13 protein-coding genes and 1 riboswitch are annotated in these 14,623 nt (G+C 61.4%); of the genes, 5 read left to right on the forward strand and 8 right to left on the reverse strand.

The window, feature by feature from the left end; genetic code table 11:
• Window positions 1–387: 387 nt before the first annotated feature.
• The 4 genes from HMPREF1022_RS06070 to nrdG all read left to right on the forward strand — a co-directional run bounded on the left by HMPREF1022_RS06070 (window position 388) and on the right by nrdG (window position 5,066).
• On the forward strand, window positions 388–1,290 hold the full coding sequence (locus tag HMPREF1022_RS06070; RefSeq protein WP_009302349.1) for a hypothetical protein: 903 nt from the start codon (window positions 388–390) through the stop codon (window positions 1,288–1,290).
• A gap of 222 nt (window positions 1,291–1,512) precedes the next feature.
• Window positions 1,513–1,694, forward strand: a riboswitch (cobalamin riboswitch).
• 130 nt (window positions 1,695–1,824) lie between these two features.
• A complete protein-coding gene (locus HMPREF1022_RS06075) occupies window positions 1,825–4,080 on the forward strand; it encodes an anaerobic ribonucleoside triphosphate reductase (protein WP_009302350.1) in 2,256 nt (751 codons plus the stop codon).
• A gap of 223 nt (window positions 4,081–4,303) precedes the next feature.
• The gene (gene nrdD, locus HMPREF1022_RS18015) at window positions 4,304–4,474 is read left to right on the forward strand and encodes an anaerobic ribonucleoside-triphosphate reductase (RefSeq protein WP_008684923.1); all 171 of its coding nucleotides are present in this window, start codon (window positions 4,304–4,306) and stop codon (window positions 4,472–4,474) included.
• A complete protein-coding gene (gene nrdG / locus HMPREF1022_RS06085; protein ID WP_147568346.1) occupies window positions 4,467–5,066 on the forward strand; it encodes an anaerobic ribonucleoside-triphosphate reductase activating protein in 600 nt (199 codons plus the stop codon). The genes nrdD and nrdG overlap by 8 nt, the downstream gene beginning before the upstream one ends.
• A 153-nt stretch (window positions 5,067–5,219) precedes the next feature.
• On the opposite strand, the gene HMPREF1022_RS06090 is transcribed toward nrdG, so the two are convergent.
• From HMPREF1022_RS06090 to HMPREF1022_RS06125, 8 genes are all read right to left on the reverse strand, one after another.
• The gene (locus HMPREF1022_RS06090; protein WP_009302352.1) at window positions 5,220–6,293 is read right to left on the reverse strand and encodes a bacteriohemerythrin; all 1,074 of its coding nucleotides are present in this window, start codon (window positions 6,291–6,293) and stop codon (window positions 5,220–5,222) included.
• Window positions 6,294–6,392: 99 nt separating this feature from the next.
• Window positions 6,393–7,697 carry an HD domain-containing phosphohydrolase gene (locus HMPREF1022_RS06095; RefSeq protein WP_009302353.1) on the reverse strand — a complete coding sequence of 435 codons (1,305 nt, stop codon included), beginning with the start codon at window positions 7,695–7,697 and terminating at the stop codon, window positions 6,393–6,395.
• 217 nt (window positions 7,698–7,914) lie between these two features.
• Complete coding sequence (gene nifS / locus HMPREF1022_RS06100; RefSeq protein WP_008684919.1) at window positions 7,915–9,069, reverse strand: cysteine desulfurase NifS; 1,155 nt, start codon at window positions 9,067–9,069, stop codon at window positions 7,915–7,917.
• A gap of 3 nt (window positions 9,070–9,072) precedes the next feature.
• The gene (gene nifU, locus HMPREF1022_RS06105) at window positions 9,073–9,909 is read right to left on the reverse strand and encodes a Fe-S cluster assembly protein NifU (protein ID WP_008684918.1); all 837 of its coding nucleotides are present in this window, start codon (window positions 9,907–9,909) and stop codon (window positions 9,073–9,075) included.
• Complete coding sequence (locus tag HMPREF1022_RS06110; RefSeq protein WP_009302354.1) at window positions 9,896–10,336, reverse strand: RrF2 family transcriptional regulator; 441 nt, start codon at window positions 10,334–10,336, stop codon at window positions 9,896–9,898. Before HMPREF1022_RS06110 ends, nifU begins: the two co-directional genes overlap by 14 nt.
• A 35-nt stretch (window positions 10,337–10,371) precedes the next feature.
• Entirely contained in the window at window positions 10,372–11,313 is a 942-nt protein-coding gene (gene metA, locus HMPREF1022_RS06115; RefSeq protein ID WP_009302355.1) for a homoserine O-acetyltransferase MetA, read from the reverse strand.
• A 222-nt stretch (window positions 11,314–11,535) separates the two neighbouring features.
• Window positions 11,536–12,255 (reverse strand): ATP-binding protein, encoded by a 720-nt coding sequence (locus HMPREF1022_RS06120; protein ID WP_008684915.1) that lies wholly within the window; start codon window positions 12,253–12,255, stop codon window positions 11,536–11,538.
• A gap of 105 nt (window positions 12,256–12,360) precedes the next feature.
• Window positions 12,361–13,023 (reverse strand): HAD family hydrolase, encoded by a 663-nt coding sequence (locus HMPREF1022_RS06125; protein WP_009302356.1) that lies wholly within the window; start codon window positions 13,021–13,023, stop codon window positions 12,361–12,363.
• A 688-nt stretch (window positions 13,024–13,711) separates the two neighbouring features.
• On the opposite strand from HMPREF1022_RS06125, the gene HMPREF1022_RS06130 reads away from it, so the two are divergent.
• Window positions 13,712–14,605, forward strand: a complete 894-nt coding sequence (locus HMPREF1022_RS06130) for a hypothetical protein (RefSeq protein ID WP_009302357.1) — start codon at window positions 13,712–13,714, stop codon at window positions 14,603–14,605.
• Window positions 14,606–14,623 lie beyond the last annotated feature (18 nt).

The following is a 14,623-nucleotide window of genomic DNA, read 5'->3' on the forward strand; positions in this document are numbered from 1 at the left end:
CGCGGTCAAGTTCGACCGGGACGGGGCGCTGTTGCGACTTTACAGAACGCGTCCGCGTGAGCTATCCATGAAAAATCCTTGGGAAATAGGGCAGGTTAACGTTGAAAGATCCCCTGCTCCGGTGCTCACTCGCGTGGCCGCCCGCGCCTGAGGCAAAGGGCTGAAACTCAGTCCCACCGGGCGTCAGCTATTGCCGCCGGGGCTTGCCTGAACCGTTCATGGCGAAGCCTGGCTGTAGCCGCAACGCGACAGACGAGGACAGCATTGCTGCGAATAACGACAACAGCCGGCTGAGGTCAGCGCCGGCTTTGAGAATGGCAATTCCCCAACTTGCTCTGTGCCAAAGGACATGGCATGCATCCTTGGTGATGACAGGAGATCCGCGTAATGCCCCTCTGCCTCTGGCGTCCGAATATCGCAACCGCCCTGGAATACGCCCGTGACCGGGCCCTTCCGGTCCAACTCACCTTTGACGGCCGTCCGCGCGAAGCGGGACCTCTGCTCTGCACCGTAACCTTTACCGCCCGCGACATCACGGTCCTGTCCACGGCGGAGCCCCTGATTCCCGCTGAACTGAAGGGCGGGGAGTGCCGCATCTATTTCAAGCCGGATATCGAGGCGAAGCCGGAAGAGGCCAGGGACGGGCAGGAAGAGAGCGGTAAGGCTGCCGTCGCGCGGCACGGTTTTTATTGCAACTGCCGCGTGCAGGACGTGCGGCGCGACGCCGGAAACGCCCTGACCGAGATCACGCTCAAGACGCCTTTCCGTTCCTTATGGCGGGAGTTGCGTCGGCACGAACGGCTGCGCCTGGGGCCGGGCATGCTCAAAAAATTCCGCTTCTGGTTCGCGCCCATGTTGCCGGAGCAGCGCGGCCAGGTGCAGATCTATATGAGCCGTTACAGCCAGGATCTGGAACGGAAAATACGCCTGATCGACGTCTCCGCCGGTGGTGCGTTCGTGCGGCTGGTCGATTACGATCTGCTCAACGACATTGATATTGATCAGAATACGCTCTGCCTGCTCTATCTGGACTGCAACGGCCCGGAAGGAGAGTCCCGCAAGTTTTTTCTGGCTGCCCACAGCGTGCTTGTCGGTCGGAATAAAAAGGACAGCGCTCTGAATCTGCATTTGCGTTTTGTGCGCTATCTGTCCGCAGCGCGGCGGGATGCCGTGCTGGACTGGCAGCCAGTGGGCGAGGAGGGCGTGCCCGGTCTGGACCTCTGGATCACGGCGCGGCTCGGCGGCCCGTCAGGGAGAGGAGCCGAAAGCCAGGCCGCCCCGGCGCGGTGAACCGGCGGGGGCGGCAAGATGCTCCTGCCCGGCATCGTCGGCGATGAAACCATCCGGCGCTACCTTTTGGAGGGCATGGCGGCCCGGCACTGTGGCCGGAGCGCTGACGGTCGTCGCCGTAGGGCCGTACCCTTAAAATTTATCTTTTAAATTCAATATGTTGCTACGAAGCAAGGAAGCCTTTTTTCGCGCCTCTGATTGACAGAAAGGGGCTGTTTTGACTATCTCTAGAGATACGGAAGCGCCCTTCGGGGCTTAATAGGGAATCCCGTTCAAATCGGGAGCGGACCCGCCGCCGTGCGCCGAACTGATGCCGCTTTTCCTTGCGCGCCACTGGATTCGCTCCGGGAAGGCCGAAAAGCGAGCCGGCAAGCCGGAAGACCTGCTTTCATTCATCGTCTTTGAGGACGGACCGCCGGCAACGGGGCTTTTGCCGTCAGGTCTTGCAGTGAGGATAAATGCGCTTCCTCCTCCGCCTGTGTTGCGGGCGGAGGTTTTTTATTCCATACAGCCCCTCCATGCCTGGAGTTTTTCATGCCCGCCAGTATTATGAAACGGGACGGTGCGTCCGTGCCCTTTGATTCGGTCAAGATTCTCAACGCCATCACCAAAGCCAATCAGGCTGTGGGCGGCGAGGACATGTCGCCCACGGACCTGCTTTTCGTCACCGAAAAAGTCTGCAGAAAGCTGGATGAGCGCAGCCTCCGCCATGTGGAAGAAATTCAGGACGTGGTGGAAGAAACGCTGATCCAGTACGATTACGCCAAAACCGCCAAGGCCTATATTCTCTACCGCGCGGAGCACGCCAAGATCCGCAACGCGGAATCCTACCTGATGGATATCTACAAAAAGCTGACGTACTCCCCGGCCATCCGGGAGGACATCAAGCGGGAGAACGCCAATATTGACGGCGACACGGCCATGGGCACCATGCTCAAGTACGGTTCCGAGGGCTCCAAATTCTTCATCGACAATTATATCCTGCCCAAGGACGCCTCGGCCGCGCACCTTAACGGCGATATCCATATTCATGACAAAGATTTCTACATGCTCACCGAAACCTGCTGCCAGATCAATCTGATCCCGCTGTTCAAAAATGGTTTCTCCACCGGGCACGGCTATCTGCGTGAGCCCAATTCCATTGAAAGCTATTCGGCCCTGGCCTGCATAGCCATTCAGGCCAACCAGAATGAAATGCACGGCGGCCAGAGCGTGCCGCACTTTGACTATGCCATGGCCGAGGGCGTGATCAAGACCTATGCCAAGGAATACCGCAAGGCCTTCTGCGCCTGCCTGCGCATTGCCGGGGGCCTGGACGCGGCCGCTGCGGAGGAACTGGCCGGGAAACTGCTGGATGCCGTGGGCGTGCGCCCGAGCATGGCCGGAGCCGATGCTCTGGGCCGCGCGCTGACCGAAGCGGCTCCCGAACAGTGGAAAGAACTGACGGAACGCGCCCACGCCTATGCCGTGGACGAAGCTTTGGCCAATACGGACCGGCGCGTGTACCAGGCCATGGAGGCCCTTATCCATAACCTGAATACCATGAATTCCCGGGCCGGGGCCCAGGTGCCGTTCAGCTCCATCAACTACGGCACGGACGTCTCCGCCGAGGGCCGGATGGTCATGAAAAACCTGCTCTTGGCCACCCAGGCCGGTCTGGGCAACGGCGAGACTTCCATTTTCCCGGTGCAGATTTTCAAGGTCAAGGAAGGGGTCAACTACAATCCTGAGGACCCCAACTACGATTTGTTCAAACTGGCCATGGAAACCTCGGCCAAACGCCTTTTCCCCAATTTCAGCTTTCTTGACGCCCCCTTCAACCTCCAGTACTACAGGGACGGTTATTACGACAGCGAAGTGGCCTATATGGGCTGCCGCACGCGTGTGCTGGGCAATGTGTATGATCCGGAGCGCCAGGTGACCTGCGGACGCGGCAATCTGAGCTTCACCTCCGTGAACCTGCCGCGCCTGGGCCTGGAAGCCCGTAATGATCCGGAAAAGTTTTACGCCCTGCTGGATGAGAAGATCGACCTGGTCTTCCGGCAGTTGCTGCACCGGCTCAAGATCCAGAGCGCCAAAAAGGTGCGCAACTATCCCTTCCTCATGGGCAACGGCATCTGGCTGGATTCCGGCAAGCTGGACTGGGACGACGGCATAGGGGAAGTGCTCAAGCACGGCACCTTGACCATCGGCTTCATCGGTCTGGCCGAGGCCCTCAAGGCCCTGGTGGGCGCGCATCACGGCGAAAGCGAGGAGGCCCAGAAGCTGGGCCTGGAAATCATCGGGCATATGCGCCGTCGCGCCGACGAGGAAGCGGAAAAGACCGGCCTGAACTTCACGCTCATCGCCACCCCGGCGGAAAGCTTAAGCGGGCGTTTCGTGTCCCTGGACCGGGAGCGCTACGGCAGTATTCCCGGCGTCACGGACCGCGATTATTACACTAATTCCTTCCATGTACCGGTTTACTATCCCATCAAGGCCTTCAGGAAGATCCAGCTGGAAGCTCCCTACCACGCCATGACCAACGCCGGGCACATCACCTATGTGGAGCTGGACGGGGATACCTGCAAAAATCTCGAGGCCTTTGAGCGCATCATCCGCTACATGCATGATCAGGGCGTGGGCTACGGCTCCATCAACCATCCCCTGGACCGCGACCCGGTCTGCGGCTACACGGGCGTCATCAACGACGTCTGCCCGCGTTGCGGCCGCCGCGAGGGCGAGGGGATCAGTCTGGAGGCGCTGCGGGAACTCCGCAGAAAATACCCCCAGATGCCCAAGTGGGAATGAATGGTCGAGGTGGAATATCATAGTGGAGCAATTTCAACTTGAAATTGCTCTGGCGGCTGCGAAGGCGAGGGCGCGATTCACTTGCGCCGTTAAGCGCCGAAGCGGGCGTCTCAGATACTCTGAGAATGTAACTTCTCAAAGTTGATCCGCGTTATTGAACCCCGGTTCCCGAACCGGTGGGAAATTTTTTACAACTTTCAGAACCAGAAAGGAGATTGCGGCAATGCTGATGGAATCGCGCTTGTTTGAGGAAACGAAAACGAAACAGAAGATGGTGGGCCAGGGCATGGGCTTTGAGCGCATCCGCCGGATCACCGGTTATCTGGTGGGCACCCTGGACCGCTTCAACAATGCCAAGCGAGCCGAGGAGCATGACCGGGTTCGCCATGCCTGAGCGGACCGCGTCCGCGTCGCCCGCTGCGGCCCGCGCGCGGGCGGGGTTGCAGTCGGACAGTGAAGCGCGCCCGTCTCTGCGTCTGTCCGGCATTGTCGAAGAATCCATTGTGGACGGCCCGGGCCTGCGCTTTGTGCTCTTTACCCAGGGCTGTCCGCACGGCTGCAAGGGCTGCCACAATCCGGAAACGCACAGCTTGGAGGGCGGTTTCATCCGCGACGTGGACGAACTCCTCGCTGTGTATGACGAAAATCCGTTGCTGGCCGGAGTGACCTTTTCCGGCGGCGAACCCTTTCTCCAGGCTGCGGCGCTCTGCGCCGTGGCCGAGAGGGTCCGCGCGCGGGGCGGGGATGTGGTCACGTACACCGGCTATACCTATGAATCTTTGCTGGCGCGGGCGGAACGCGGAGACGCTCCGGAAATAGCCCGCCTGCTGGAGCTGACCGATCTGCTCATTGACGGGCCGTATCTGGAAGCTCTGCGGGATCTGGATCTGCCCTTCCGGGGCAGTTCCAACCAGCGTCTGCTGGACAGGGAGCAGCGGCGTCAGCTGGCGCACGCTGCAGGAAAGCATGCAAAGAACGCGGCCTGAGCCGGGCTGATTCCGATCTTTTCCGCCGTGCGGCAGTCCTTGTCGCGAATGGCCATGACGAAAAATGAGCGTATAAAAAAAGTTCAGGCGCCGCTGTGAAGAATGGCGGCGCCTGAACAAATGTGTTTCAGCGTAAATTCGGTCCGGCCGGAATCATTCCCGACCGTCGCCCGACGCTTTGGCAAGATAGGGGGCAAAGGCGACATCCATGCCCTGAATGTGCTCAATGAGCCAGTTTTTCAGAAAGTCCAGCACTTCCGTATCCACATTGGCCTTGCCGTCTGAAACCGCGTCGCGGAATTCCACCACTTTGGCCTTGAACTGGTCGTGCACGCGGATATGCTTCTCCACATCCGGGTAGTCGGAGTGGCTGAAGAAGATTTCCTCTGTATTGAAGTGGGTGAAGGCATAGCCCGCCAGAGCGTCCAGCACTTCCAGCAGTGTCTTTTCATCCCTGCCGTCCCGGATGGCCCGGTGCAGCTTGTTGATGTAGGAAAGCAAAAGTTTGTGCTGCCCGTCAACGGCCGGTACGCCCGTGGACAGACTGTCGGACCAGGTCACAATGGCGTCGCCGCTGGGTCGGAACACGGCTGGTTGTTCTGTCTGCGCCATGTCGGTGAATTTTTCCACCTGCGCCAGACAGGCATTGAGAAAATCCAGATCACTGTTGAATTTTTTCAGAAATTGCGTGATGAGCGCATCCGCGCCGCGCGCGCGGCGCGAGAGCGCTTCCTCACCGGCCGGGGCCGCGCCGGGACCGGATTCGGCCAGGGAAGGCAGCAAGCGGGATAATTCATCGGAAAGTATGTGGATGCGCGTGGCGCTTGCCGCCAAGTTCTCGCGGATCAGCTGCTGACCGGCCTGTATCAGTTTGTATTTTTCGCGCCACTCCTCCAACGACTGGGTCGCCTCCTCGGCGTCCCACCGGGCCTGGGCCAGTTCGCGCCGTAACAGCTCCGCATGTCCGGCCGCCGCGTCCGCCACTGGGCGCAGCAGGCCGTAGGCCGCGTCGCAGGGCAGGGCGGCGGTCTCCTTCAGGCCGAGCAGATCCCGTTCCAGCGCCTTTGCCGGGGCGAATACCGCCCGGTAGAGCAGAATCAGGCCGCAGCCGCCCAGCAGCAGGGCCAGAACCGGCAATATCCAGTCCAGGGGCGCGGCGGGGGCCAGAACCGTGGCCGCACCCGCCAGCAGCCCACAGGCCAGCAGCAGAAAGAGAGTGGTACGCATCGTTATATCCTGCCTTGCGCATAACAGCTCCTGGAGCCTGTCGCGCTTGAAATTGTTCCTTGACGGTCAAGCAAGCGTGCGCGGAATATTTTGACAGTATCAAAATGCTCTGTGGCCGTAAGGCTCGCCGTCGTGGACGGGCGCTTCGCCCTCGGGGCCGGTTTTGTCCGGCTTGCGGCACAGGGCGCGCAGTTGCTGAAAATTTTCAGCGGCCTTACGCTGCCCGTCAAGGCGGGCCCGATTGATCCGGGCCACGTCGTCGGCCAGCAGACGCACCACGTCGGCGTCCAGGGCACTCCGACCGGCCATGTCCCGCATGATCGTCAGGGTATCGTCGATCTGCATGCCTTGGCGGTAGGGCCTGTCCTCAGTCAGGGCGGTGAACACGTCAGCCACGGCCATGATCCGCGCGGGCAGGGGGAGTTGCCGTCCGCTGAGGCCCAGAGGATAGCCCGAACCGTCGGGCCGCTCGTGGTGCAGGCCGCCCCAGGTCCGGATGCAGGCAAAACCGGGCACGCTGCCCAGCAGATCCAGGCCGACTTCGGCATGACGCTGAATGACGGCGAATTCCTCGGGGGTGAGGGCAGCGGGTTTTTCCAGGATCTCCGTGGGCACGGCCAGTTTGCCGATATCGTGCAGCAGACCGGCCACAAAAATGGTGGTATATTCCTCTGCGCTTGCCAGGCCGCTGCGCTGTAGCAAGGCACGGGCCGTACAGGCCACGCCGCTGGAATGGGTGGCCGTGAACGGACTTTTGGAGTCGATGATCAGGGAAAACAGCCCGCAGACCTTCAGCAATTTCCGTGGCCCCAGGCATTCTGTGGGGGCGATTTCGCCCAAATGTTGGAGCATGGCTTCCGCATGGCCGGCCTGTTCTACGAACTCCCGGTCTTCGGCCAAAGCGCGCAGGGCCTCCAGGTAGCGTGGGGCGAACTTGCCGCTCTGGCGGGAAAGATGCTCGGCCACGGCGGTGAAATCCGTATTTTTCTGCGCACGCAGGGCAATGTCCAGCCTGTCGGCCAGATGGATGAGATTGCCCAGACGGGCGTCCCCACCGCATGCGCGGGCCGTGCTCCAAGGGGTATGGTGGTGGAGGACCAGGGTATGGATGGCCTCCGGCAGTCCCGCTGTTTTGCAGAAGGCCCAGCCCGCACGGGAGTGGGGGCCCTCGTTGATTTCAAAAACCAGATCCCTGGTTTCCGTTTTCAAGGGCACGGTGCCGATATCGTGGAGGATGGCCGCGGTCAGCAGCTGGCTGCGCCTGCGTCGGCTGTAGCCCAGTTTCTCCGCCATGCGCAGGCTCAGATAGGCCACGCGCGCGTGATGTCCGGCCAGAGCCGGCGTCACCATGTCCAGCGCGGTGGAAAAGCCTCTGAGCAAATCAAAAAGACGGATCGTCCGCATAAAGCCTCACGCTGTTGCCCTCACCGGAAGAATACCCTGAAGGGCTGAGCAAAACTAAATCATAGTGGTTCGGGAGGCAAGCGGGTACGCCGTTTTTATGTAATGCACACTTTTTTGTAAGCCATGGCCCGCCGCCGGGCGTTTTCACCGTCTGTCCTGCGGGAGGCATATGAAAACGCCGGAGGGCATGCCCTCCGGCGTTTTGCCGCATTCCGGATCAGTTCTTGAAGGGGGAAATCGCCCGCAAGGTTTCAATGACGCCGGGGAAGTTTTCAATCACGTAATCCACATCCTCTTCCGTGGTGTAGCGGGAGAGGGAGAGACGCACCGAACCGTGGGCGTAGTTGAAGGGCACGCCCATGGCTCTGAGCACATGCGACGGCTCCAGGCTGCCCGAGGTGCAGGCCGAACCGGAGCTGGCGCAGATGCCCAGACGGTCGAGCATCAGCAGGATAGCCTCGCCTTCCACATTTTTGAAGGCGATATTGCTGGTGTTGGGCAGGCGGTTTTCCACATCGCCGTTGACCATGCAGTCGGGGATGCGCTCCAGCAGGCCGTTTTCCAGCTTGTCCCGCAGCCGGGCCACATTGACGCGCTCTTCCTGCATATGGTCGCTGGAGAGTTGGGCCGCCATGCCCAGGCCCACAATGTAGGGCACGTTTTCCGTGCCCGCCCGGCGGCCCCGTTCCTGATGGCCGCCGCGCAGAAACGGTCTGAAGCGCACGCCCTTGCGCACGTAGAGCACGCCTATGCCCTTGGGCGCGTGGATTTTGTGCCCGGACAGGGAGAGCATGTCCACCGGCAGATGCCTGAGGTCGATGGGGGTTTTGCCCACGGCCTGTACAGCGTCGGTGTGGAAGAGTATGCCCCGTTCCTTGGCCATTTCGGCCATGGCCTGGATGGGGTAGATGTCGCCCACCTCGTTGTTGGCGAACATGATGGACACCAAGGCCGTGTCGTCGGACAGGGCGGCGGCGTATTCGTCCAGGTCCAGGCGGCCCTTGCCGTCCACGCCGAGCAGGGTCACGTGATAGCCCTGGCGCTCCCAGTACTGAACTACATTGAGCACCGCCGGATGCTCCACCCGTGTTGTGATCAGGTGGCGCTTTTCCGGCTGGGTCTGGAGGGCGGACCAGATGGCCGTATTGTCGCTCTCCGAGCCGCAGGAGGTGAAAATGATTTCATCCGGACCGGCCCCCAGCAGGGCGGCGATGCGTTCGCGGGCCGTGTCCACGGCTTCGCCCACCTGGCCGCCGAAGCTGTGCATGCTGGAAGGGTTGCCGTAGAGTTCGCCCAGATAGGGCAGCATGGCCGCGAGCACTTCCGGGGCCACGGCCGTGGTGGCGTTGTTGTCGAGATAGATGGTCTTCATGGCTTAAGCCTCCTCCACCACGATGTCGGGTTCCACATGCTCGCGCAGCAGACGCTCCACCAGATTGCGGATGGTCACCTCGCTGGAGCGGCAGTGCGAGCAGCGTCCGCGCAGGGAAACGGTCACCCGCTTGCCGTCCACGTCCACCAGCTCGATGTCGCCGCCGTCGGCCGCGAGCTGGGGCCGGATTTCCTCGTCAATGGTCTTGAGCACCTGCTGCATGCGCTGCACGTTGGTCATGCGCGGCTTGGGCTTGAGTTCGGCCAGAGGCTTCTGCTTGAGCTCGGTGGCGAGAATTTCGGCGATCTCGTCCAGGCATTCACCACAGGCGCCACCGGCCTTGGTGTAGTTGGTGATTTCCTCCACGGTCTTCAGATTGTTCTCGCGGATGGCTCGGATGATCTGGGCATCCGTGACGCCGAAGCACTTGCAGACCAGCTTACCCTCTTCATGGGCGTGGGGCACGGGCGGCTCGCCCTTCCACTGGCGGATGGCCGCCTCAAGGGCTTCCTGGCCCATGACCGAACAGTGCATCTTCTGCTTGGGCAGGCCGCCCAGGGCATTGGCGATGTCCTTGTTGGTCAGCTTGAGCGCCTCGTCCACCGTCATGCCCTTGATCATGTCCGTGAGCACGGAGCTGGAGGCGATGGCGCTGGCGCAGCCGAAAGTTTCAAAACCGGCGTCCTCGATGACGCCTTGGTCATTGATTTTCAGATAGAGCTTGAGCGCGTCGCCGCAGGCCAGGCTGCCCACCTCGCCCACGGCGTTGGCGTCGGCCAGGGGGCCCGCGTTGTGCGGGTGCAGGAAATGATCATGCACGGCTTCGCTATAATTCCACATAATTGCCTCCTGAAGCGGAATGCTTCTCAGATTCTATGATTTCCCGGAGAGTGTGCTGCTGCAAGAATCCGCGGATGTGGCCGTCCAGTTCTTTCCAGAAGCCACGTGTGGAACATTGCTGTTCACGCTGGCAGCACCGCCCCTTGGTCAGGCAGCGCACCGGCGCGATCTCGCCCTCCAGGTGCAGAAAGACATCTTCCATATTGATTTCAGACGGATCTTTAGCCAGGGCGTAGCCTCCGCCCGAGCCGCGCACGGCCCGCAGGATGCCCAGAGGCTTCAGGGCCCGGACAATCTGCTCCAGATAGCCCGAGGAGATGTTCTCCTCGCGGGCCACTTGACCCAGCTGCAGCAGACTGTCCTTGGGCTGGGCCGCCAGCCGCAGCAAAAAACGTAAACCGTAACGGGTTCTGGTGGAAAAACGCATGCGCACCTCGCTGGTCGGACAGAGGCTCCGGCCGGTTATTCCGCCCGTGTCTCACGGCTTCTGGAAATGGCCGTGAGGCTGAACGGGGTTTCCTGATATACATAATAATTGAGCCAGTTGCTGAAAAACAGGTGGGCGTGCGCCCGCCAGGTCATCAACGGCATGGCCGAGGGATTGTCGCCGGGATAGTAGTGCCTGGGCACCACGGGGTCCAGGCCCTTGCCCAGATCCCGCCGGTATTCGGCGTCCAGGGTGCCCCGATCGTATTCCAGATGGCCGGTCATGAAGACCTGGCTGTGGTCCAGGCTCTCAGCCAGGGCCAGCCCGGCCTCGCCGGACTCGGCCAGGACGCGCAGATTGGGCACCTTGAGCACGTCCTCCGCGCGCACTTCGGTATGCCGTGAGTGCGGAGCCAGAAATTCGTCGTCAAAGCCGCGAAACAGGCGGCATTCCGGATGCAGAACCTCATGACAGAAAATGCCCGAGACCTTGGCCGGAAGAATGTACTTGGGCAGGCCGTAGAAATGGTACAGAGCCGCCTGGGCCGCCCAGCAGAGATAAAGCGTGGAGTAGACGTGTCCCTGGGCGTAGCCCATGATTTCCAGCAGTTCCTGCCAGTAGTCCACATCCTCGAAAGGCAGATGTTCCACGGGCGCGCCGGTGACGATCATGCCGTCAAAACTGCGGTGGCGGATCTCCGCGAAGGTCTTGTAAAAACGCTCCAGATGGCGCAGGGGCGTATTCTTGGATTCGTGCGCCGCCGTGCGCAGCAAGGTGATGTTGACCTGGATGGGCGAATTGCCCAGCAGGCGCAGCAGCTGCGTTTCCGTGGCGATTTTGGTGGGCATCAGGTTGACGATGACGATCTCCAGAGGCCGGATGTCCTGCCGGCGGGCGCGGTCCTCGGTCATGACGAAGATGTTTTCATCTTCCAAGGCGGCGCGGGCCGGGAGATCAGCGGGAATCTTGATGGGCATGTCCACAATCCTTTACAAGACCTTGCGCAAAGGCAAAGCGTGCTTATCCTCAGATATACGATGTCGTTGCATCAAGCCGTGCTTAAAACATAGTTGTTTGCTAGGTTTTGTCAAGGCGTAACAAAAAATTTTACCCGCGCCGCAGCCCCGTGCGAGGCGCCGTCAGCGCCGTTGATTCCCGGCTTTGGCCTGATGTGTGGCCAAAGCCGGGTTTTGTTTTGTTCAGCTCAGCCGCGCCACATGGATTTCCAGGGGCAGATCACAAGCCGCCGCCTCCAGGGCCTGTCCGGCCAGGCGCTCCAGCCCGCCGCAGCAGGGCACGCTCATGCGCAGCACCGTGAGCCCGGCAATGCGCCCGGTGCGCAGGATGGCCGTCAGTTTTTCCAGCAGGACCGTATTGTCTTCCAGTTTGGGACAGGCGATGAGCGGCACGCGGCCCGCCAGCCAGTCCTTGTGCAGGTTGGGCAGGGCGAAGCCCGCGCAATGGGCGGCCAGCAGCAGATGCGCTCCGTCCAGAAAGGGGGCCTGCGGCGGCACCAGCCGCAACTGGATGGGCCAGGTGGGCAGCTCCACGCGCAGAGCTTCAGGGGCGGCCGGAACGGCGGCGTTCCCGTTCAGGGGCCGCAACACCCGCGCCGCGCTGCCGGGACAGCCGCCCGCCGGAGGCATCATCGGCGCGGGCCGGTCCGGGCTGTTTGGGGTCTCCCTCTGAGCCTTGGCCGCCAGGGCCGCCGCCTCGTCAAAGTCCGGGGCTTCGCGCGTGGTCAGGGTCAGCGCGCCCTGCGGACAGTTCAGGCAGGCTCCCAAACCGTCACAGAATACTTCACTGACCAGACGGGCCTTGCCGTCAATGACGGCCAGCGCGCCTTCGGCGCAGTCCAGCACGCACTGGCCGCAACCGTTGCATTTTTCCTCATCAATCTCAATAATGGGTCGTTTCATAGTCTTCCTTCGTCAGGCGAGAGCCCGGCGCGGCGGCAAAACCGCCGGAAGAGCCGGAAAGCATGTTTTCCGGCTCAGTGATCCTCGTAAATCGCCTATGGCGAGTTACGACATGAGTACTAGTTCCGGCAATTGCGCCGGTGTGTCCACCAGATGTCGCGCGCCTGCGGCGCGCACTTCTTCAAGGCCGCGAAAGCCCCAGGCCACGCCTACGGAAACCATACCCGTATTGCGCGCCGTGAGCATGTCCACGTCGCTGTCGCCCACGTAAAAGCACTGCCCGGCCTCCAGGCCCAGCGCGGCCAAGATGGCCCGGGGTCCGGCGGGATCGGGCTTGAGCGGCGTGCCGGATCGCCCGCCGCGTACCTCGGCAAAGGGAATTTGTGGGAAATAGCGGCTGATCAGAGTCCGGGTGAAGTCGTCGGGCTTGTTGGACAGCACGGCCAGGGTCAGGCCGTGCCGGGCCAGTTCCGTCAGGGCTTCGGGCATGCCGTCATAGGGATAGGTGCGCTCGTGCATATGTCGTCCGTACCAGGCGCGAGCCTCGTCCACCAGGGTGGTGAGCGCTTCGGGCGTCAGTGCTTGCAGCGCCGCCGGGGGCAGGGCGCTGCGTACCAGACGGCCGAAGCCGTTGCCCACCATCCGGCGGTAGGCCGCCAGGGGATGCGTGGGATAGCCGTGGGCGGCCAGAACTGCGTTGCAGGCCTGGCCGATGTCTTCAAGCGTGTTCAGCAGGGTACCGTCCAGATCAAAAATAAAAGCCTTCATATCCGCTCCATTCTACTGAACAAACGTTGCCTCGCGGCTTTGCGCCGCCTTCGGGTGTATCCGCCGTCAGCGAGTTTGTCTGCCAGTATAGCCGAAAAACGCCATAATCCCAAGTGTCGCGTACGATGGCGGCAGGGCAGACACATCTAAAAAGCCTTTATTCCCCGATAGATCGGGGAACGAACAAAAAGAGGCGAAGCTACCTTTACTCCGCCGGAGCGAAGCGCAGGCGGATGGCTGGTGCCGGGAGAATCCTAAAAAATAAGATTTTTGCGTGCCGGCAAGGAAAATGGCGCTTTTTGCGCGGAATGTACTCAAGTACATGAGCAGCAAAAAGCGCCAGATGACGCAGCCAGCACACAAAAGGCTGGTTTTGACGGATCATCACGGCAAATAAAAGGCCTGCAAAGCCTGGAATTAGATGCGTCTGCCCTGACGATGGCGGATCGGTTGGGCAACATGCCGCGTCCGGGCGTAGTTGTCACGGCTCGTGGACCAAAAGAGTTCCGTTCCCGCGCCAACACCGCGCTTTTCCATACGACGCCAGACGATCTCCACTCCCCAACCTGCCTGAATCGTGCTGTTTCCTGCTGTTCGGCTTCTGGACAGGGCCGGGCTGCCTTTGCTACACTCAAATTGTATGCGGCCGTGGCATATTGCCCGTGCCGGCCCCTCACGGGAGGAAATAATGCCAAGACATGTACTGACCATAAAGGATCTGGGAGAGAACGCCTGCTGGTTGCTGGTGCAGCAGGCCATAGGCACTCCGGATGCCAAGGCGCGCACCGACTTCATGACCGAGCGGGTGGCCGTGCTGATTTTTGCCCAGCAATCCCTGTCCGAGCGCCTCTGCGTGACGGCGGCCGTACGCCAGATGGGCGGCTTTACAGTGTATGAGGGTGAGCAGGGCACCTGGCGCATGGAGCTCAATGACTATCAGGAACATTTGATGCCGATTTTCGGCTATTATCTGGATTGCCTGTACACCTACGGCCTGCCGGTGAACACCTGGGACATGCGGACCGCCAATGTGAATTTTCCGGTCATCAATGCGGGCAGCCCGGACGCGCATCCGGCCCACGCCCTGGCCGACATCGCCTGCATGCTGCGCGCTTCCCGCTATCTGCAGGGCGTCACGGCCTCCTGGCTGGGGTGCGCCAACGGCACGCTCCATTCCCTCATCGCGGCCACGGCCTTTTTCCCCTTTGCGTTGCGCGTGGCCCTGCCCCCGCATCTGGACCCGGCCCCGCTCAAGGCCGTGGTGGACAAGCTGCAAACCCCGGTGACATTTGTGGAAACGCCGGAGGAAGCCGTGAAGGGCGCCAATTTTGTCTTTGCCGGTTGCCGGGGCGGCATGAGCGCCGAGGATGTAGGCTCCTGGCGGCTCGACGCCGCGCTGATGAGCAAGGCTAATCCCGACGCGCGCCTGCTGCTCAGCGCTTCGCCCGTGGAAGCCATTCCCGTGGACCAGAAGATTCTTTCCAGTCCGGCTTCCTGGCTGGTGCGTCAGGCCGAATACCGCCTGCGTGTGCACAAGCGGATTCTGCACTGGGTGTTTCTGGATAACGAGAGCCCGGCCTAGGTGTTTAGAGCAATTCAC

Origin of the sequence: Desulfovibrio sp. 6_1_46AFAA (assembly GCF_000224635.1) — a bacterium.
Classification (GTDB): Bacteria; Desulfobacterota; Desulfovibrionia; order Desulfovibrionales; family Desulfovibrionaceae; genus Desulfovibrio; species Desulfovibrio fairfieldensis.

What these genes read in the sequence shown, in the direction of transcription:
- metA (WP_009302355.1), bottom strand. Translation starts at nt 11,313, where the DNA reads ATGCCCATCAAGATTCCCGCTGATCTCCCGGCCCGCGCCGCCTTGGAA.
- HMPREF1022_RS06090 (WP_009302352.1), bottom strand. Translation starts at nt 6,293, where the DNA reads ATGCGTACCACTCTCTTTCTGCTGCTGGCCTGTGGGCTGCTGGCGGGT.
- nrdD (WP_008684923.1), top strand. Translation starts at nt 4,304, where the DNA reads ATGCTGATGGAATCGCGCTTGTTTGAGGAAACGAAAACGAAACAGAAG.
- HMPREF1022_RS06075 (WP_009302350.1), top strand. Translation starts at nt 1,825, where the DNA reads ATGCCCGCCAGTATTATGAAACGGGACGGTGCGTCCGTGCCCTTTGAT.
- HMPREF1022_RS06125 (WP_009302356.1), bottom strand. Translation starts at nt 13,023, where the DNA reads ATGAAGGCTTTTATTTTTGATCTGGACGGTACCCTGCTGAACACGCTT.
- nrdG (WP_147568346.1), top strand. Translation starts at nt 4,467, where the DNA reads ATGCCTGAGCGGACCGCGTCCGCGTCGCCCGCTGCGGCCCGCGCGCGG.
- nifS (WP_008684919.1), bottom strand. Translation starts at nt 9,069, where the DNA reads ATGAAGACCATCTATCTCGACAACAACGCCACCACGGCCGTGGCCCCG.
- HMPREF1022_RS06130 (WP_009302357.1), top strand. Translation starts at nt 13,712, where the DNA reads ATGCCAAGACATGTACTGACCATAAAGGATCTGGGAGAGAACGCCTGC.
- HMPREF1022_RS06095 (WP_009302353.1), bottom strand. Translation starts at nt 7,697, where the DNA reads ATGCGGACGATCCGTCTTTTTGATTTGCTCAGAGGCTTTTCCACCGCG.
- HMPREF1022_RS06070 (WP_009302349.1), top strand. Translation starts at nt 388, where the DNA reads ATGCCCCTCTGCCTCTGGCGTCCGAATATCGCAACCGCCCTGGAATAC.
- HMPREF1022_RS06110 (WP_009302354.1), bottom strand. Translation starts at nt 10,336, where the DNA reads ATGCGTTTTTCCACCAGAACCCGTTACGGTTTACGTTTTTTGCTGCGG.
- HMPREF1022_RS06120 (WP_008684915.1), bottom strand. Translation starts at nt 12,255, where the DNA reads ATGAAACGACCCATTATTGAGATTGATGAGGAAAAATGCAACGGTTGC.
- nifU (WP_008684918.1), bottom strand. Translation starts at nt 9,909, where the DNA reads ATGTGGAATTATAGCGAAGCCGTGCATGATCATTTCCTGCACCCGCAC.